Genomic DNA, 16,465 nt, shown 5'->3' on the forward strand with positions numbered 1-16,465 from the left:
CCTCGCCCCCGGAACGTCAGGCGGCCTGCGTCGACCGCGGGGTGGCGCAATCCGCCGGATCGCAGGCGGGATGGGCGATCACGCGGTCGATCTCGTCCTTCGGCATCGGCTTGCCGAACAGGTAGCCCTGTCCGAAAGCGCAGCCCTGGTCCGAGAGCCAGCTGGAACTGTCCTCCGTCTCGATCCCCTCCGCCGTGGTGACCAGGCCGAGGCTGGCGCCGAGCTTGATGATGGCGTCGACGAGCTTGGCGCGCTCGGCGCTCATCGTGACGCTGTCGACGTAGCTGCGGTCGATCTTCAGCTTGTCGAACTTCAGTTCCCGCAGGTGATACAGGCTCGAATACCCGGTCCCGAAATCGTCGAGAGCGACCCGGACACCGAGATTCTGCAGCGAGGTCAGGGTTCTGCGGGTTCCGTCCAGATCCTGGATCAGGGCCGATTCCGTGATCTCGACCTCCACCCTTTGCGGCGGAAACCCGGTCTCGGTCAGGATCGCCAGGATGCGCTCGGCCATCCAGGCGTCGAGGAATTGCTGCGGGGCGATGTTCACCGCCAGGGTCAGCTCGGCCGGCCATTCCCGGGCGTCGAGGCAGGCGCGGCGGATCAGGCTGTAGCAGAGATCCGCGATCGAACCGGTCTCCTCGGCCACCGAAATGAACTCCGATGGCGCGAGCAGGCCCCGGATCGGGTGCCGCCAGCGCGCCAGCACCTCCACGCCGATCAGCTTGCGGCCGGGCAAGGATACGACGGGCTGGTAGAAGGGCTCGATCTCGCCGTTCTCGATGGCGGCCCGCAATTCCGTCTCGAGCTGCGCGCGGGCCCGCAACTCCTCGTCCATGGCGCTCTTGAAGACCCGGACGACGCCGCGGCCGTCCTTCTTGCCCTGGTACATGGCGAGGTCGGCGGCGTGCAGCACGGCATCGGCATCGGCGAGTTCGCCCGTCACGAAGGCGATGCCCACCGTGGCGCCGACCTTCAGCTCGTTGCCGTTCCATAAAACCGGCGCCGAGAGGCTGGCGATCACCCGTTCGGCCAGGCGGAGCAGGCCCTCGCTGCCGCCCTCCAGCCGGAGCAGCATGGAAAATTCGTCGCCGCCCATGCGGGCGGCCATGCCGTGACGCGGCAGAACGGCGCGCAGCCGGTCGGCGACGGCGCACAGGACGGCGTTGCCGGCCGCGTGTCCGTAGAGGTCGTTCACCGGCTTGAAGCGGTCGAGGTCGATCAGGAGCACGGCCGAGGGTGGTCCCGGCTCGGGCTTCGTCTGCCAGCATCCGAGGGTTTCGAGGAAGAGCCTGCGATTGGCGAGCCCCGTGAGGGCGTCATGGCGGGCGACCTGTTCGGCCTGGGAGGCCGCGGCGTCGCGCTCGGCCATCGTCCGTCGCAGGATGATCGATTTCCGCACGAAGGCCCCCATGAGGGCGGCGCCCATGAAGGTCGCCAGCATCAGGAACTCGAGCAGGTTGTGCGCGAGGACGAAGGTGGTCAGCGTGTCGAACAGGCCGAGGGACACGCAGATCATCCAGAAACTCGTCCCGATGGAGAGAAGGCAAAGGCTCTCGTAGACCTCGCCCTGCCCCCAGGAATGGCGCACCGACGTTTTCGTCATCATCTCTCTCGCGAAGCAGGATCCGGGTGTCGAAGCGCCCCGCCCAGGAGGCCGCGCATTTCAGGCAGGGAGAGACGGGCTGACTCGGCACCGGCCGGAACGCGCGACCGCGCCGGGGTCGTCGTTGTGACCGACCGGAGCGCGTGGGGTCTCGGAGAGGGCGCGGTTGCGCAGGAACAGCCCGTCGATCGTGGCGATCAGATCCTTCACGCAGGCGATCAGGTTCGCCACGGCGTTGCGTGTCCGGAGGGCATCGGGATCCGGTTCGGGCCCGTCGCGGAAGACTTCGCCGGTCGTCCGCTCCAGCGCCCCGAGCAGGTGGGCGAGGGAAGCGGAGAGCGCCGCGATCTGGGCGCGCCGCGATCCGAGATCCACGCCGGCCGCGAAGTCGTGCTCTAGCTGCGCCTTCAGACGAGAGAGCCCGTCCGACGTCGTGGTTGGCGGAAATGCGAGGATCTGGGCCATGTTGGATTCGCTTTGCGCGGTGGACGATCGGGGAGATGGCACGGCGAGACCGGGCCTTCGCGGTGCCGGGGCGGTTTCGAATGTCGCTCCGGGTCGGGTTCCGTCTCATCGCCGAAGCGTATTGCCGGGGATCACGAAAGCCGCATGCCGCGCAGACCGGGTTTTTGCGGTAAGATCTCCGATACCGGAAAGACTGAGATCGCGGGACCTTGGCTCTGATAACTGGATCTCAGCTCCGAAAATCATCGTCTCGATGTGATCCAAGATTCCGTTGACTTTCGATGATTATCTTTTTGCGCCTCCTAAGGGAGTCTGAACGCGATTATCCAAACTCGGCTTCCCAACCGAGGCGTTTCCGAAGAAAAACAGAGCATTCCTGGATCGGTGCCCGCGCTGCGGCCCAGATGCCGGGAAATCGTTCATGAGGCGCTCAGGCTGTCGGAGGCGCTGCCCTTTCGGTCAGGGGGCGCGTTCCGCGAAGCAGACCCGGTTCCGGCCGGTGCGCCTGGCGGCGTACAAGGACCGGCATCGCCGTGATGACCGGTCCGCTCCGCGGGGGCTCGAGACCCAACGACGCCGGGGCCCGGTACAGACCGGCCCGACCGTCCGGGGAAGCGACGGGAGTCGGGGCCTGAAAACGGCCCCGACCCATCCATCCGGTACGGGTCCGAAAGGTCCGGTGCGTCCTCGGTAAGGCCCCGGGTTCGAACGCTCCCCGCTCCCAGCAGGGCCGCCACATGGACTTGGACTCCGCGCGACAGGCCGCCGAAATCGTATCCCCCCTCCAGCACGGAGACGAGGCGGCCGCCGCAGACCCGCTCGGCGAGGGCGAGGAGGTGATCCGTCGCCCAGCCGAAATTCTGCCGGCGCCCGTCCGAAAGGAGCTTGTCGGTTCGCACGATCCCGGAGACGACCTTGTGGAGATCGTCGCCCGGTCGCCTTCGGCGAAGATCTCCGCGTTGGCGGCGACGGTGCGGCGCATGCCGTGCACCGCATCGCGCGTCGCTGCCGGAACGATGGAATCGGTTTCCTACGGAACGAAGACGGGCGTGAGGCCGATGGCGGCGAGAGCGGTCTGCATGGACACCTCCGGAGAACGGGTCGTGATTCCCTGACTGGGCTCACGGGAGGGACGGCAAAATTCCGGGTCTTCGCTCAAGGGGCTTTACGGACGCGCTCCCTGCCTCGGGACGATGCCACGAGGGCCTCGTGGATCCCGTCCAGGAGGGAGCCGTCCTCGAACGGCTTGTCGACCACACGGCGGAAGCCGACGGCCTTGGCCCGGCGCTGCAGGTCGTCCGTCGGGCAGCCGGTGATCAGGATCGCCGGAAGATCGACGGCGCGGTCCCGCAGGCGCCCGACGAGTTGGACGCCGTCCATGCCGGGCATGCAGTAATCGACCAGCAGGCACCCGGCGGACGGCAGGGCGGCGTCGCCGAGGAGGTCGGCGCCATCCGCGTAGAGGCGGACGGCGTAGCCTTCGAGTTCCAGGATGAACTGGAGGGAGTGGCGGACGGCCGCATCGTCATCGACGACGAGCACCGGTCCCGTGTGCTGCGGCATGGTCGCGCCCGTTCTTGTTTCACGGGCATCTGACGGCGCCTGTCGGCGGCGCGCCTTGATCTGCCGCAAGGGGCGGCCCGGGCCTCGCCCGAGCGCGCCCGGACCGTCCGGCACCTCCCGGCCATCCGCTCGGCGCCCTCACCGGGGGAGCCGTCACGGCATGCGGCGGATCGGGGGACGCGGCCGGCTCAGGGGGCCGGATCCCGCGACACCTCCATCACCAGGCGGGTCGCCAGGTAGAGGCGCGGCGTGATGCTGGCGAGCACGGCGAACTCGTCCGCGCTGTGATAGTGACCGCCGACGATGCCCAGGGATTCGAGGAGGGCGGGCCTTGCCGGACTGTCGGGCTGGAAGGCGTAGCCCGCATCGGTGCCCCCACCGATCTCGGCGAGGGCGAGCGCGGAGCCGAGTTCGCCGTAGATCGCCCGCGCCCGTTCGCCCAGCGCCTGCGTCGCGGGGTTCTGGGGCAGCGGCGGGCGGCCCTTGGCGAGGTCGAAGCTCACCTGCGTGTCGGGAACGCGGTGCGTCCCGATGATCCGGCGGGCCTGGGCCAGCACCCGGTCGTACTCGCTCGGCACGAAGTAGCGCATGTCGCCCTCCGCCCGGGCCGCCTCGGGGATGATGTTCGGCTTGGTGCCGCCCTGGACCACGGTCCAGTGCAGGCTGGTGCCCTTGCCCGTATCGCCGAGGTCCTGCAGCTGCAGGATCTGGTGGGCGAGCTCGACCACGGCGTTGCGGCCGGCCTCCGGCGCGCCGCCCGCGTGGGAGGCGCGGCCCTTCACGGTCAGGCTGGCGTAGTTGATTCCCTTGGTCGCCACCGTGACCGCATCGACGCCGGCCTCGGCGAAGGAGGGCTCGAAGGACAGGACCACGTCCTGGTCGCGGGCGATTTCGGCGATCGCGTCGCGCGACCCGCGCGAGCCGCGCTCCTCGTCAGGGTTCAGCACCACCGTGAGGGTGCCGTAGCCGTCGAAGTGCAGCGCCTCCAGGGCGGCCAGGACGTGCAGGATCATGGCGACGCCGCCTTTCGCGTCGGCCACCCCGGGTCCATAGGCCCGGCCGTCCCGCTCGGTGTAGGGGCGCTTGGCCGCGTCCCCGGTGCCGAAGACGGTGTCGTAGTGGACCAGCATCATGATCCTGCGCGTGCCCTTGCCCGCGCGCGTGCCGATGAGGGTGTTGCCGCCGAAGGCGGGGGCGGCCCGGGTGCCGACCGTGAGCCCCGAGGCCTTCAGGCGCGCCGTCAGGATCGCCTCGACGGTGGACAGGCCGGGAACGTCGCCGGTGCCGGTATCGACGTCCACCAGACCCTTCAGGGTCTCGCGATAGGGGCCCTCCTGCGCCTTCGCCGCGGCGAGCACGGCCTCGTTCGGTGCGGCCAGGGCCGGGACGGGCGCCGAGGCGAGGAAGAGCGCAAGGGCGAGACCGGCATTCGTGCGCATGGCGATCCTTGGCGTCGGAGCATCGGAGGGCATGGCCTCCGCAATGCTCCGAAAACGCCCGGGCCGCAATTCGCCGCCCCGGACGGGACCGCCGCCGGGCGAGGCCGGATCGGGACGTCCGCCCCGCGGCCCGCGCCGGAGTCGAAGGCGGGGGTCAGACCATCCCGAGGGCCTGCATGTAGAGCTCGAGGATGGCTTCCTCTTCCTGGCGCTCGGCATGGTCCTTCTTGCGCAGGGAGATGATCCTGCGCAGGGCCTTGGTGTCGAAGCCGGTGCCCTTGGCCTCGGCGTAGACATCCTTGATGTCGGAGGCGAGGCCGGCCTTCTCCTCCTCGAGGCGCTCGATGCGCTCGATGAAGCTCTTCAGCTGGTCGGCGGCGACGGAGGAAGCGTCGACGGCGGGTGCGGCGGATGCGGCCATGGTCGTCTCAAGTCCCTGATCTGCGAAGCGCGGGAGGCTGCGCCGGAACCGCCTCGATAAGCCGTCAAGCTTACCGGGACCTTAGTGCGGCCCCGCTGCGGCCTCAGTGTGGCTCCGCCGCAGCCTTCGCGAAGGCCGCCTGCTGCTCGGGCGTCGCCTCGGACTGGTGCAGGCGCTTCCACTCGGCGAAGGGCATGCCGTAGACGGCCTCGCGGCTCTCGTCCTTGGTCATCGGCAGGTCCTTGGCGTCGGCGGCGTCCTTGAGCCAGTTCGAGAGGCAGTTGCGGCAGAACCCGGCCATGGTCATCAGGTCGATGTTCTGCACGTCCGTGCGGGTCTGCAGGTGGGCGACGAGGCGCCGGAACACGGCGGCCTCGAGCTCGGTGCGGGTGACGTCGTCGATCTCGGTCATGCTGGGTCTCCCAATCTCCACCTGAGGTCGGCGCGCGCAAGCCTTCCGTCAAGCGCGGATCGGCAGCATCGGCCGGAGGAGGCGCGCGAATCGCTCCGCCCACGCGGCCTGTCCCGCCTCCGCGGCGATGAGGTCCTGGCGGATCTCCACCAGCGCGTTCGGCAGGCCGCGCGCCATGGCGTGGCGGTCGATGGTGTCGCCGGGCAGGCCCCCGCCATAGGGCTCGTTGTCGCCCACCGTCAGCCCGGCCGGATCGGCCCGCAGGCCCGCGATCAAGGGTGCGCTCATGCGATCGTCCCGGTCCCACAGGATGCCGACCTCCCAGGGCCGCGGCACCCCGCGCCAGTAGGGCGTGAAGCTGTGGATGGTGACGATGGCCGGGCGCGTGCCGGTGGCGTCGGCCTCGGCGACCCCGGCGTCGATCGCCGCGTCGAAGGGTTCGTAGAAGCGCCGGATGCGCTCGGCCTTGCCGGCCTCGTCGATGCGGGCATTGCCCGGCACCACCGCCCCGTCGGAGAGGCGCATCACCAGGGTCGGGTCGGCCCGGCCCCGGTTCGGATCGATGATCAGGCGCGAGAACCGCGTCAGGATCGCCGGCACCCCGAGGGCCGCCGCCAAGGCGCGCGTCACCGCGGCGGCGCCGATGTCGTAGGCGATGTGGCGGGCGAATTCGTGCTCCGGCACCCCGAGCTGGTCCAAATCCTCGGGGACGTGGTTGGAGGCGTGGTCGCAGATCAGGAGCAGGCCCCGGGCGGGATCGCCCGGGAGGGTCTCGACGGGATGCGGTGTCTGCATGGGGAGGCACGGTCCGGTTGAGCGCGGGCGGCATCGTTGTACCAGGCGGGACGCAAGGCTCCGGCCGCATCGCGGGGGATGCCCGCGCACGCGCGGCTTGCCGAGGCGGCGAGCGTCGGGCACAGCACGTATCGCGGATCGCGCCGCGACGGCAACAATCCGGCACCATGCCGGGGGCACAACACTCCGGAGGAGAACCACCGGGCCGCCTTCGCGATCGACCACCGGAATACGGAAACGCCATGACCGACTCCCCCTCGACCGAGACCGCCTCGACCGACGCCCGCCGCGCCCTCCTCCTCCACTGCCTCGACGAGGCCATCGCCGCCGCCCACCCGGCGCGCTGCCTCGTGCCGCACCTGCCGGCGCCCGGACAGGGCCGCCTCATCATCCTGGGGGCCGGCAAGGCCGGCGGCAGCATGGCGGCGGTGGCGAGCCGGTTCTACCGGGAGGAGCACGGCGTCGATCCGAGCCGCATCGTCGGCCTGGCGGTCGCCCGCCACGGCTACGGCGAGGAGGCGCCGATGATCCGCATGGTCGAGGCCGGGCATCCGGTGCCGGACCAGGCCGGCATCGACGCCACCATCGACACCCTGAAGATCGCCGCCGATGCGGGGCCGGACGACGACGTGCTGGTGCTGCTCTCCGGCGGCGGCTCGGCCAACTGGATCGCCCCGGCCGGGGAGCTGACCCTCACGGAGAAGCAGGCCATCACCAAGGCCCTGCTGCGCTCCGGTGCGCCGATCAACGAGATCAACTGCGTGCGCAAGCACCTCTCGCGGATTAAGGGCGGCCGCCTCGCCATGATGGCGCGCAACGCCCGCTCGATCCTGACACTGGCGGTCTCCGACGTGCCCCACGACGACCCGGCGGTGATCGCCTCCGGCCCCACCGTGCCGGATCCGACGACCCTGGCCGATGCCCGCGCGATCTGCGAGCGCCGCGGCATCCCCCTGCCCGAGACCGCCAAGGCGTTGCTGAACGATCCCGCTAACGAGACCCCGAAGGCCGGCGACCCCGCCTTCGCCCGGGCCGAGTACCGCATCATCGCCCGGCCCATCGACGCCCTGGAGGCGGCCGCCGCCGCCGCCGCCGCGGCCGGCTACGAGCCCGTGATGCTCGGGCCCGACCTCGAGGGCGAGGCCCGCGAGGTCGCCGCCGAGCATGCCCGCATGGCCCTCGACCTCGCGGGCGCCGGCCGCAAGGTCGCGCTCATCTCGGGCGGCGAGCTCACGGTGACGATCCGCGGCGAGGGCCATGGCGGGCCGAACCAGGAATACGCGCTGGCTCTCGCCCTCGCCCTGGACGGCGCGGACAACATCCTCGGCATCGCCGCCGACACCGACGGCACCGACGGCGGCCGTGGCGAGGCCACCGACCCGGCCGGCGGCCTGGTCGACCCGACCACGCTGGCGCGCGCCCGCGCCGCCGGGCTCGATCCCGCCGCGATGCTGGCCGACAACGATTCGACGAAGTTCTTCGCCACCATCGGCGACCTCGTTCAGCCGGGTCCGACACGCACCAATGTCAACGATTGCCGCATCATCCTCGTCGGCTAGGGCGTTCGCGCGCCTGATGGGACGCACGCGTTTCCAGTCCCGACCCGCGCGCGTTCCCCTCTCCCCTTCGCGGGAGAGGGTGGCCCGCGAAGGGGATCGGGTGAGGAGAGCGCCTGATTCGGAGGGGGCGCCCTCTCTCCCGCCTGCCCCGCAGGCACCCTCCCCCGCCGAGGGGAGAGGGACGAACCCGTGTCTGGACCGGCGCTCGTCGGAAATGGATCCCACCGCGCCGAACGGCTCGCCTGACCGGAGCGGGAGCCCTGTTCGGCTCGATGCCCGAGCTCCGATGGACCGCCCCCGGCGCGTCGGCAGCGCGCAGCGGGCCTTCGCGGGCGCGTCCCTCCTGGCCGTCACGCTGCTCCCGGTGCCCGCCCGGGCCGACCTGCGCATGTGCAACCAGACCGCCAGCAAGGTCGGCATCGCGCTGGGTTACCGCGATCCGCAGGGCTGGGTGACGGAGGGCTGGTGGGACGTGGCGCCGAAGGTCTGCGAGACGCTCCTGAAGGGCTCCCTCGCGGCGCGGTTCTACTACGTCTACGCGGTGGACTACACGCGCGGCGGCGAGTGGAACGGCCGCTCGCTGATGTGCACCAAGGACCGCGAGTTCACGATCCGCGGCGTCGAGGACTGCCTCGCCCGCGGCCTCGACCGCAACGGCTTCTACGAGGTCGATACCGGCGAGCAGAAGAGCTGGACGATCCAGCTCACCGACCCGAACCAGCCGGTGGCGCCGACGCCCTGAGGCGTGGCGGGGGTTCGGCTATGGCGGGTTCCGGTCTCACGCTGCCGATCCGGTTCGTCTCGGGGGGTATGGCCTTTTTTTCCAAGCCTCCTGCTGCTGGTTCGGCTGGAATCGACAGCGAGCGGCGACTTTGGGGGCCATGAGCGGACGGTCCGTCTTCGACCCACCCCAGTCGTACGGGCCCGTGTCGGTGCTCCCCGAGAGCGGTGATTCGCCGGACGTCCGGCTGCTTCGGTTCGGGGTCGTCAGCAGACCCTGGCCTTTCTCCTCGAAGCGGACGTTCCGCCTCTGACCCAACAGTCGATGTCGACTGCGCAGCTACCGTGACGGGTCTGCGGAGATGCTCTCACCGGACCGGGCATCGACCAGCCTGCGGATCTGCTCCCTGACGGACGGCGTGGTCGGGTTGTAGACGATCAGGCCAAGGTCAGGGCGACCGTCGACGGCGAAGGACGAATATTCCAGCTCGATGGCGCCGAGGATCGGGTGCTTCAGCCGCTTCGTCCCCTCACCGTGATGGTGCACATCGTTCTCGCGCCACAGCGACGCGAAGTCCTCGCTCGTCCGGCACAGTTCCTCGACCAGCGCGCCGACCTCGGACGCCGCGCCGGCGCGGGCGGCGTCCGCACGGAACGCTCCGACCACATACCGGGCCACGCTGTCCCAGTCGTGCTGGATCGCGCGCACATGGCTGGAGCCGAACATGCGGCGCAGGATGTTGCGCTCGCCCGGCGGGACCGTATCCCAATCCGTCAGCACGACGGCAGCCGCCTGGTTCCACGCGACGACGTCCCAGGTGGCGGTCTTGATCAGCGCCGGGCTGGTCTCCAGCGTGTCGAGCAGCCGCTGCAGCCGGGGCGTGATCCCTTTGGCGGCCGCGTAGCGGACCTCCGGCGGGCGTCCGAGGCCGAGCATGAACAGGTGCTCGCGCTCGGCGTCGGTCAACATCAGCCCCGCGGCGATGCGGTTCAGCACGTCCGCGGAGGGCGCGCCGCCGCGGCCCTGCTCAAGCCACGTGTACCACGTGGCGCTGATGTTCGAGCGCTGGGCGACCTCTTCCCGGCGCAGGCCCGGCGTCCGCCTGCGGCCCGCGAACCCGAAGGAGGACGGGTCCAGCTTTGACCGACGGTCCCGCAGATAGGCGCCGAGGGGGTTCTCCGAGCCGGCCGGCATGGCGATCCTGTGAGCAATTATACCCTGATACGGTCACGTATTTTATGGTGTCGGGCGCTGCGGGAAAGAGGGTCTCCCTCATGACGCGGACGAACACACATGCGCGTATTTCTCACTGGCGCCACCGGCTTCATCGGCTCGGCGCTCATCCCGGAACTCGTCGCCGCCGGGCATCAGGTCATCGGACTGACGCGGTCCGAGGCAGGTGCGGCGGCGCTGCGCACGGCGGGGGTCGAGCCGCATCGGGGCGACCTCACGGACTCGGACAGCCTGCGCGAGGGAGCCGCCCGGGCCGACGGCGTGATCCATGCCGCGTTCGATCATGACGACTTCTCGGACTTCGTGGCCAACTGCGAGAAGGACCGGCGGGCCATCGAAGCCCTCGGTTCTGCGCTCAAGGGCTCGGACCGGCCCCTGCTCATCACGTCCGGCGTGGCGATGGGTTGCCCGACGCCCGGCCGTCCCGCCACCGAGGACGTCTTCGACCTGGATCACCCGAACCCCCGGGTCGCCTCCGAGCGGGCGGGTGCGGCGTTGCTGGACGCGGGCGTCAACGTGTCGGTGATGCGGCTCCCGCAGGTGCACGACACCGTGAAGCAGGGACTCGTGACCTACCTCGTCGCCCATGCCCGGGCCAAGGGCGTGTCCGCCTATGTCGGGGATGGCGCGAACCGCTGGGCGGCGGGGCCGAGGCGCGACGTCGCCCGCCTCTACGTGATGGCCCTGGAGCGTGCCGAGGCGGGGGCCCGGTACCATGCCGTCTCCGAGGAGGGCGTCCCGCTCCGGGCCATCGCGGAAGCCGTAGGCCGGGGCCTGGGCGTCCCGGCGGTCTCCGTGGCGCCCGACGCGGCCGCCGCGCATTTCGGATGGCTGGCGGGGTTTGTCGGGGCCGACATGACGGCGTCGAGCGCACTGACGCGGTCCCGCCTGGGCTGGCAGCCGAACGGCAGGGGCCTCATCGCCGACCTCGACGCGATGGATGACGCCCGCGGGACGGCGTGAACCACTCCCGTCCGCCCGTACCGTCCGCGACGGTCGGGCGTCCGGATGGCGCGCTCCGGCTATGACCGCGCGACGGTGTGCGGCGTGATCGTGTAGCCGAACGGGTCACGGAACGCGAAGTATCGGCCGAACGGCCCGTCCTTGGGCGGGAAGATGATCGTCGTGCCCCGCTGGGCAAGGTGATCGTGCAGGGCGTCGGCGTCGTCGCAGCCGAACCAGATGGCGATGCCCCGGCCGAGGTCTTCCGCGTCCCCCAGGTCGATTACGGGCGTGCGGACGGCGAACGGGATGGGCTTGGTGTCGAAGACCACGGCACCGGGCGGGTTTTGGGCGGCCGCCTTCAACCCGACGACGTTCGTGTAGAAGGCCCGCGCGGCCTCGATGTCGACGACCTGGATACCGATGAAATCCGGTCCGATCAGATGAGGCACGATGGGTCTTCCCTGGGCCGACGCTCGACGCTATTGTCAGGGTCCTGATACATATAAGGGCACTGATATGTCAAGCGAGGCCGCCGTGTCTGGCATGGGTGATCCGTACGAGACCGTCGGGTTCGCCTTGAAGCAGGCCCAGCACGCGCTCCGCATCCGTCTGGACGCCGAGCTTCGTGAAATCGGGCTGACCATGCCGCAATACGCGGTCCTCGCCTGCCTTCAGGGCAAGCCGGGCGCGTCGAACGCCACGCTCGCGAGGACCGCCTTCGTCACCCCGCAGACGATGCAGGCGATCCTCGTCGCGCTTGAGCGCAACGGCTTCATCGTGCGGACGGCCCACCCCGAGCACGGGCGCGTTCTGAAGACCGAACTGACGGCGTCGGGTCGTGGCATCTTGGACAGGGCCTCCGGGATCGTGACCGATACGGAAGATCGCATCCGGACTGCCGTGGCGCCCCTCGACCCCCGTATCGTCACCGCGACGCTGCTCCGGATCGCGGAAGCGCTTCGTTAGGCGGCGCACTTCCGCGCGGGACGAACGTCCGGTCCAGCTGTCCCACGTTTCGAAGCAGACCGGCGGAAAGCGACCGTATCCAGCCTTCGGTTCTGACTCTACCCATTGCCATGAAGCCGACTTTTCCCGGGGCGCAGCGGGTTGAGACGAGCCCAAGCGTCGGCCCATGACAGTGCCCATCCGGGAAGGGTCCGTTGAGTCGCAGGACACGACTCGGTCGATCCCACCCCGGTACGGGCCGCCATCAGGCTGGCCACCGACGGTATCGCGACAAGCGTCCACCATCGATCACGGCCAGGATGCCGCACGAAGTTCTTGACAATATTCCTATTGTATGCTCTTTTGCCGTCACTCGCCTCCCCCAATGGGAGGCCCGCAGGCGGACCGGGTCGGCGGGTTTGGGAGGAGGAGACGGCGCCCGCGTCGATGGCCCGGTTTCGCCATCGCCCCGGGCGGCACCGCGCGACGCAAGGTGTTCCGGATGGAGGGCCGTTTCGGCGGCCCGGCATCTGGGGCATCCCCAGACAACGGACGGCCCGCCCACTACGAGGCGGGTCCGGGGCCTTGGGCCATGATCAGCCGGCCGCCGGGGCCGTCGATCCAGCAAGGGATCGGGGCACCGGAGGGGGGCCGCCACAAGCCGAGTCGCCAGCGCCGTAGACAGACGCCGTGACGTGACGGGTTCGGGCCTCCGGGGCCGGGCCCAGGGACGCCGGGGAACCGGCTTTCGTTCTGTTCCCGTGGTTTCGCGGCGTCCCGCGTCTCCCGCCATAGATCCCCCGCGCCGGAACCGGCGGCGGGGCCGCGCGCACATGCAGGCAGCGCAGTGCGACGGCGTCCGTCGGGCGCCGGCACGGTCCGGCGTTCTTGACGCGCCGGCCCCATCGGTGCTTGTGGCCCTTCGCTCAACGCCGGTCGTCCGAAACCGGCGAGGCTGGTATTGGGGATGGAGACCACAGTGAAACGTTCACGCCGTACGAAGATCATCGCGACCCTGGGCCCGGCCTCCGACACGCCGGAGATGATCGAGAAGCTGTTTCGCGCCGGCGCGGACGTCTTCCGTCTCAACATGAGCCACCTGCCCCGCGAGAAGCTGCCCGAGAAGATCGAGGTCATCCGCACGATCGAGCGCGAGCTCAAGCATCCGATCGCGATCCTCGTCGACCTCCAGGGGCCGAAGCTGCGCGTGGCCGCCTTCGCCGAGGGCGCCGCCATCCTGCAGAACGGCGCCACCTTCGTGCTCGACAGCGACCCGACGCCCGGCGACGTCTCGCGGGTCTACCTGCCCCATCCGGAGATCCTCTCGGCCCTGGAGCCCGGCCACGTCGTCATCATCGACGACGGCAAGCTGCGGCTGACCGTGACCGAGGTGTCCGAGGGCCGTGCCGTGACCCGCGTCGAGATCGGCGGCCGCATCTCGAACCGCAAGGGCGTCTCCCTGCCCGACACGGTGATTCCCGTCGCCGCCATGACCGAGAAGGACCGGGGCGACCTCGAAGCCGGCCTCGCGGCAGGCGCCGACTGGATCGCCGTCTCCTTCGTGCAGCGTCCCGAGGACGTGGCCGAGGTGAAGAAGGTCGCGGCCGGCCGGGCGCTGGTGATGGCCAAGATCGAGAAGCCGCAGGCCCTGACCCGCCTGGAGGAGATCATCGAGATCTCCGACGGCCTGATGGTGGCCCGCGGCGATCTCGGCGTCGAGATGCCGCTCGAGCAGGTGCCCGGCGTGCAGAAGCGCATCACCCGCGCCTCGCGCCGCATGGGCAAGCCGGTCGTGGTCGCGACCCAGATGCTCGAATCGATGATCACCGCCCCGGTGCCGACCCGCGCCGAAGTCTCCGACGTCGCCACCGCCGTCTACGAGGGCGCGGATGCGGTGATGCTTTCGGCCGAGAGCGCCTCCGGCACCTTCCCGATCGAGGCCATCTCGATGATGAGCCGGATCGCCGAGCAGGTGGAGCGGGACGCCCTCTACTGGACCATCCTCACGGCCCAGCGCTCCGAGCCCGACGCCACCGCCTCCGACGCCATCGCGGCGGCGGCGCACCAGATGGTCGACGCCCTGAACCTCACGGCCATCATGGCCTGGACGCATTCCGGCTCCACCGCCCTGCGCCTCGCCCGCTCCCGGCCCAACGCGACCATCATCGCGCTGACGCCCAAGCGCGAGACGGCGCGCCGCCTCGCCCTGTGCTGGGGCACCCACCCCATCGTCACCAAGGATGCGAGCGACGTGGACGACATGGCGTTCCGGGCGGCGAAGTTCGCCGTGCGCGAAAACTTCGCCGAGATCGGCGGCCGGATCATCGTGGTGGCCGGCGTGCCGTTCGGGACGCCCGGCGCGACGAACCTCGTGCGCATCGCCTTCGTCACCCGCGAGCACGCGGCGAAGGCCTGACCCGGCCGGGGGCGCGCCGGGCTCCGGGCCCGACGCGCCTCAGGGAGCGGGCAGCGATTCGGCGAGGCGCACGACCTCGTCGACCACGGCCTGCGTGGCGACGACGTGGACCATGTGGCCGATCCCGGGCAGGACCACGAGCCGGGCGCCCGGGATCAGGTGCGCCAGCGGCCTGGCGTGCCGGTCCGCCGGGACGATGCCGTCGCGGTCGCCCGTGATGATGACGGTCGGCGCGGTGATGCGGTCGTAGGCGGCGCTCTGGCGCGTCAGGGCCTCCGGCAGCGCCATCAGGTCCTGGACATTGGCGAGCATCGTGGCCGGACGCAGGACCAGGGCGGCCCGGCTCGCCTCCAGGTAGCCGGCCGGGGCCTCCTGGGGCCGGAACACCGACCGGCCCGCCGGCGCCAGGTAGTAGAGCCCGATCGGCGTCGCCACCGTCCGGCTGAGGAGCCAGGTCACCGGCGGCAGCAGGGCCAGCCGGTAATACCAGGGGATCGGTCCGAGCGCGGGCAGCGGCATCACCGCCGGCGCGAGGAGGACGAGGCCTGCGAGCCGATCGGGATGATCCAGGGCGAGCGCGGTCGCCAGGGCACCGGCCCAGGAATGGCCGACGATGAGGGCGGGCCCGACACCGAAGTTCGCCAGGGCCTCGGCGATCGCCGCGGCCTGGGCCTTCGGCGTCGCCATGGCGCCGCCGGTCAGGCGGTCGCTCCAGCCGAAGCCCGGCCGGTCGAGGGCGACGACGCGGAACCCCTCCGCGGCGAGGCGGCGGCCGAGATCCGCCATCGGGTCGGCCGCGTTGGCCGAGGCCCCGTGCAGCAGGACGACCGTGCCCCGGGCGGACGGGTTCGGACCGGCCTGGATCGTGGCGATGCGCCCGCCGGTCACCGACGCGAACGGTCCGGCCGGGGGATAGCGCGCGTCGATCCGCGCCGCGATCAGCAGGGTGACGCCCGCGGCGACGAGCGCGAGGACGACGCCGCCGGCCAGGAGGCCGGCGATCAGCTTGAGCAGGAGCATGATCGGCTACAGGTCGCGGCCGTCGACGTCCGGCGACAGCCGGTCGATGGCCTGCTGCAGCCGGTCCATCCGGGGATACAGCGCTGCCGCCCGGCGGAAGGCCTCCAGGGCGCGGCGCTTGTCGTCGAGGGTCTGGTAGATCCGCCCCAGGGCCGCCCAGGCCTCGTAGTGACGCGGCTCCAGCACGAGGGTGCGCTGCAGGTCCGCGATCGCCGCGGAGGGGTCCGACAGCATCCAGAACACCGTCGCGCGCCGGTTCCAGCCCTCCGACCATCCGGGCTCAAGGGTCGTCGCCCGGTCCATCAGCTCGATCGCCAGGGGGAGATCCTGACTGGACATCGCCTGCCGCGCCCGCTCGGTGAGCAGGTCGGCCGTGGCGCTGCCGGATCGGCCCAGGCGCTGCTCGATCAGTCGCGCGATGCCCTTCGCCTCGGCCTCGTCGCCCGCCGCCTTCAGCCGAGCGTAGAGGTCGTCGAGGGTCAGCGGCTGCGCCTTCTTCGGCGGCGGCGCCTCCGGCGTCGGCCGGGCTCCGGCGGGGACAGCGAAGAAAACGCAGAAAGCCGCGACGAGCGCGGCTTTCAGGCAGAATCGATGCGGAGAGGGTCGCGACATGGTCGGAGCTTCCTCGCCCCGGATCGCGACGTCAACGTGCGCGCTTGCCGCGTCTGGCGGCCAAGCACCCCGTGGCCTCAGCCCTGGCGGGCCTTGAAGCGCTTCTGGGTCTTGTTGATGACGTAGACGCGGCCCTTGCGACGCACGATCTGGTTGTCGCGGTGACGGCCACGGAGGGACTTGAGGGAGTTGCGAATCTTCATCGGTCTCACGTCGGTCGGGAACGAGCCCGCCGCCTATCCATAGGGTCTCGGGAACGAGGCACCTGACGGCGGCCTCGGCGATGTGTCGATGCATCGCGGAAAGGCGGTTG

At 70.6% G+C, this 16,465-nt stretch carries 18 protein-coding genes; 6 read left to right on the forward strand and 12 right to left on the reverse strand.

Going from position 1 to position 16,465, the window contains the following annotated elements; genetic code table 11:
• Positions 1–16 precede the first annotated feature (16 nt).
• Together ASF20_RS13370 and ASF20_RS13375 are read right to left on the reverse strand one after the other, a co-directional pair.
• Positions 17–1,609 (reverse strand): EAL domain-containing protein, encoded by a 1,593-nt coding sequence (locus ASF20_RS13370; protein ID WP_056274834.1) that lies wholly within the window; start codon positions 1,607–1,609, stop codon positions 17–19.
• 57 nt (positions 1,610–1,666) lie between these two features.
• Positions 1,667–2,071, reverse strand: a complete 405-nt coding sequence (locus ASF20_RS13375; protein ID WP_056222849.1) for a hypothetical protein — start codon at positions 2,069–2,071, stop codon at positions 1,667–1,669.
• Positions 2,072–2,808: 737 nt separating this feature from the next.
• Between ASF20_RS13375 and ASF20_RS13380 the strand changes: the two genes are divergently transcribed.
• A complete protein-coding gene (locus ASF20_RS13380; RefSeq protein ID WP_056274835.1) occupies positions 2,809–3,186 on the forward strand; it encodes a hypothetical protein in 378 nt (125 codons plus the stop codon).
• A gap of 40 nt (positions 3,187–3,226) precedes the next feature.
• Here ASF20_RS13380 and ASF20_RS13385 read toward each other — a convergent pair whose 3' ends face one another.
• The 5 genes from ASF20_RS13385 to ASF20_RS13405 all read right to left on the reverse strand — a co-directional run bounded on the left by ASF20_RS13385 (position 3,227) and on the right by ASF20_RS13405 (position 6,701).
• Entirely contained in the window at positions 3,227–3,634 is a 408-nt protein-coding gene (locus tag ASF20_RS13385; RefSeq protein WP_056274837.1) for a response regulator, read from the reverse strand.
• 188 nt (positions 3,635–3,822) lie between these two features.
• Entirely contained in the window at positions 3,823–5,073 is a 1,251-nt protein-coding gene (locus ASF20_RS13390; protein ID WP_056274839.1) for a glutamate carboxypeptidase, read from the reverse strand.
• A gap of 154 nt (positions 5,074–5,227) precedes the next feature.
• Positions 5,228–5,494, reverse strand: a complete 267-nt coding sequence (locus ASF20_RS13395) for a DUF2312 domain-containing protein (RefSeq protein ID WP_055951813.1) — start codon at positions 5,492–5,494, stop codon at positions 5,228–5,230.
• Between the two features lie 103 nt (positions 5,495–5,597).
• The gene (locus tag ASF20_RS13400) at positions 5,598–5,906 is read right to left on the reverse strand and encodes a DUF1244 domain-containing protein (protein WP_056222868.1); all 309 of its coding nucleotides are present in this window, start codon (positions 5,904–5,906) and stop codon (positions 5,598–5,600) included.
• A 48-nt stretch (positions 5,907–5,954) separates the two neighbouring features.
• Positions 5,955–6,701 (reverse strand): N-formylglutamate amidohydrolase, encoded by a 747-nt coding sequence (locus tag ASF20_RS13405; protein ID WP_056274840.1) that lies wholly within the window; start codon positions 6,699–6,701, stop codon positions 5,955–5,957.
• Between the two features lie 242 nt (positions 6,702–6,943).
• Here ASF20_RS13405 and ASF20_RS13410 point away from each other — a divergent pair, with 242 nt between their 5' ends.
• On the forward strand, positions 6,944–8,260 hold the full coding sequence (locus tag ASF20_RS13410) for a glycerate kinase (RefSeq protein ID WP_056274842.1): 1,317 nt from the start codon (positions 6,944–6,946) through the stop codon (positions 8,258–8,260).
• Between the two features lie 286 nt (positions 8,261–8,546).
• On the forward strand, positions 8,547–9,002 hold the full coding sequence (locus tag ASF20_RS13415; RefSeq protein ID WP_056222876.1) for a DUF1036 domain-containing protein: 456 nt from the start codon (positions 8,547–8,549) through the stop codon (positions 9,000–9,002).
• A gap of 318 nt (positions 9,003–9,320) precedes the next feature.
• On the opposite strand, the gene ASF20_RS13420 is transcribed toward ASF20_RS13415, so the two are convergent.
• Entirely contained in the window at positions 9,321–10,175 is an 855-nt protein-coding gene (locus ASF20_RS13420) for a helix-turn-helix transcriptional regulator (RefSeq protein WP_056274845.1), read from the reverse strand.
• 99 nt (positions 10,176–10,274) lie between these two features.
• Between ASF20_RS13420 and ASF20_RS13425 the strand changes: the two genes are divergently transcribed.
• Positions 10,275–11,177 (forward strand): SDR family oxidoreductase, encoded by a 903-nt coding sequence (locus ASF20_RS13425; RefSeq protein ID WP_056274846.1) that lies wholly within the window; start codon positions 10,275–10,277, stop codon positions 11,175–11,177.
• 59 nt (positions 11,178–11,236) lie between these two features.
• On the opposite strand, the gene ASF20_RS13430 is transcribed toward ASF20_RS13425, so the two are convergent.
• Positions 11,237–11,608 (reverse strand): VOC family protein, encoded by a 372-nt coding sequence (locus ASF20_RS13430; RefSeq protein ID WP_056274848.1) that lies wholly within the window; start codon positions 11,606–11,608, stop codon positions 11,237–11,239.
• Between the two features lie 127 nt (positions 11,609–11,735).
• On the opposite strand from ASF20_RS13430, the gene ASF20_RS13435 reads away from it, so the two are divergent.
• Positions 11,736–12,125, forward strand: a complete 390-nt coding sequence (locus tag ASF20_RS13435; RefSeq protein ID WP_244476427.1) for a MarR family transcriptional regulator — start codon at positions 11,736–11,738, stop codon at positions 12,123–12,125.
• Positions 12,126–13,083: 958 nt separating this feature from the next.
• A complete protein-coding gene (pyk, locus tag ASF20_RS13440; RefSeq protein ID WP_056223036.1) occupies positions 13,084–14,520 on the forward strand; it encodes a pyruvate kinase in 1,437 nt (478 codons plus the stop codon).
• Between the two features lie 39 nt (positions 14,521–14,559).
• Here pyk and ASF20_RS13445 read toward each other — a convergent pair whose 3' ends face one another.
• From ASF20_RS13445 to ykgO, 3 genes are all read right to left on the reverse strand, one after another.
• Entirely contained in the window at positions 14,560–15,540 is a 981-nt protein-coding gene (locus ASF20_RS13445) for an alpha/beta hydrolase (RefSeq protein WP_056274850.1), read from the reverse strand.
• A 6-nt stretch (positions 15,541–15,546) separates the two neighbouring features.
• Complete coding sequence (locus ASF20_RS13450; protein ID WP_056274851.1) at positions 15,547–16,152, reverse strand: tetratricopeptide repeat protein; 606 nt, start codon at positions 16,150–16,152, stop codon at positions 15,547–15,549.
• A gap of 77 nt (positions 16,153–16,229) precedes the next feature.
• Complete coding sequence (ykgO, locus tag ASF20_RS13455) at positions 16,230–16,355, reverse strand: type B 50S ribosomal protein L36 (protein ID WP_056222898.1); 126 nt, start codon at positions 16,353–16,355, stop codon at positions 16,230–16,232.
• Between the last annotated feature and the right edge of the window lie 110 nt (positions 16,356–16,465).

This window comes from Methylobacterium sp. Leaf88 (genome assembly GCF_001422795.1).
Classification (GTDB): Bacteria; Pseudomonadota; Alphaproteobacteria; order Rhizobiales; family Beijerinckiaceae; genus Methylobacterium.

Excerpts from the sequence above, each read along its gene's own strand:
- ASF20_RS13375 (WP_056222849.1), bottom strand. The coding sequence starts at position 2,071 with ATGGCCCAGATCCTCGCATTTCCGCCAACCACGACGTCGGACGGGCTC.
- ASF20_RS13400 (WP_056222868.1), bottom strand. The coding sequence starts at position 5,906 with ATGACCGAGATCGACGACGTCACCCGCACCGAGCTCGAGGCCGCCGTG.
- ASF20_RS13380 (WP_056274835.1), top strand. The coding sequence starts at position 2,809 with ATGGACTTGGACTCCGCGCGACAGGCCGCCGAAATCGTATCCCCCCTC.
- ASF20_RS13410 (WP_056274842.1), top strand. The coding sequence starts at position 6,944 with ATGACCGACTCCCCCTCGACCGAGACCGCCTCGACCGACGCCCGCCGC.
- ASF20_RS13450 (WP_056274851.1), bottom strand. The coding sequence starts at position 16,152 with ATGTCGCGACCCTCTCCGCATCGATTCTGCCTGAAAGCCGCGCTCGTC.
- ykgO (WP_056222898.1), bottom strand. The coding sequence starts at position 16,355 with ATGAAGATTCGCAACTCCCTCAAGTCCCTCCGTGGCCGTCACCGCGAC.
- ASF20_RS13385 (WP_056274837.1), bottom strand. The coding sequence starts at position 3,634 with ATGCCGCAGCACACGGGACCGGTGCTCGTCGTCGATGACGATGCGGCC.
- ASF20_RS13390 (WP_056274839.1), bottom strand. The coding sequence starts at position 5,073 with ATGCGCACGAATGCCGGTCTCGCCCTTGCGCTCTTCCTCGCCTCGGCG.
- ASF20_RS13395 (WP_055951813.1), bottom strand. The coding sequence starts at position 5,494 with ATGGCCGCATCCGCCGCACCCGCCGTCGACGCTTCCTCCGTCGCCGCC.
- ASF20_RS13445 (WP_056274850.1), bottom strand. The coding sequence starts at position 15,540 with ATGCTCCTGCTCAAGCTGATCGCCGGCCTCCTGGCCGGCGGCGTCGTC.
- ASF20_RS13425 (WP_056274846.1), top strand. The coding sequence starts at position 10,275 with ATGCGCGTATTTCTCACTGGCGCCACCGGCTTCATCGGCTCGGCGCTC.
- ASF20_RS13405 (WP_056274840.1), bottom strand. The coding sequence starts at position 6,701 with ATGCAGACACCGCATCCCGTCGAGACCCTCCCGGGCGATCCCGCCCGG.
- ASF20_RS13415 (WP_056222876.1), top strand. The coding sequence starts at position 8,547 with ATGGACCGCCCCCGGCGCGTCGGCAGCGCGCAGCGGGCCTTCGCGGGC.
- ASF20_RS13370 (WP_056274834.1), bottom strand. The coding sequence starts at position 1,609 with ATGATGACGAAAACGTCGGTGCGCCATTCCTGGGGGCAGGGCGAGGTC.
- ASF20_RS13420 (WP_056274845.1), bottom strand. The coding sequence starts at position 10,175 with ATGCCGGCCGGCTCGGAGAACCCCCTCGGCGCCTATCTGCGGGACCGT.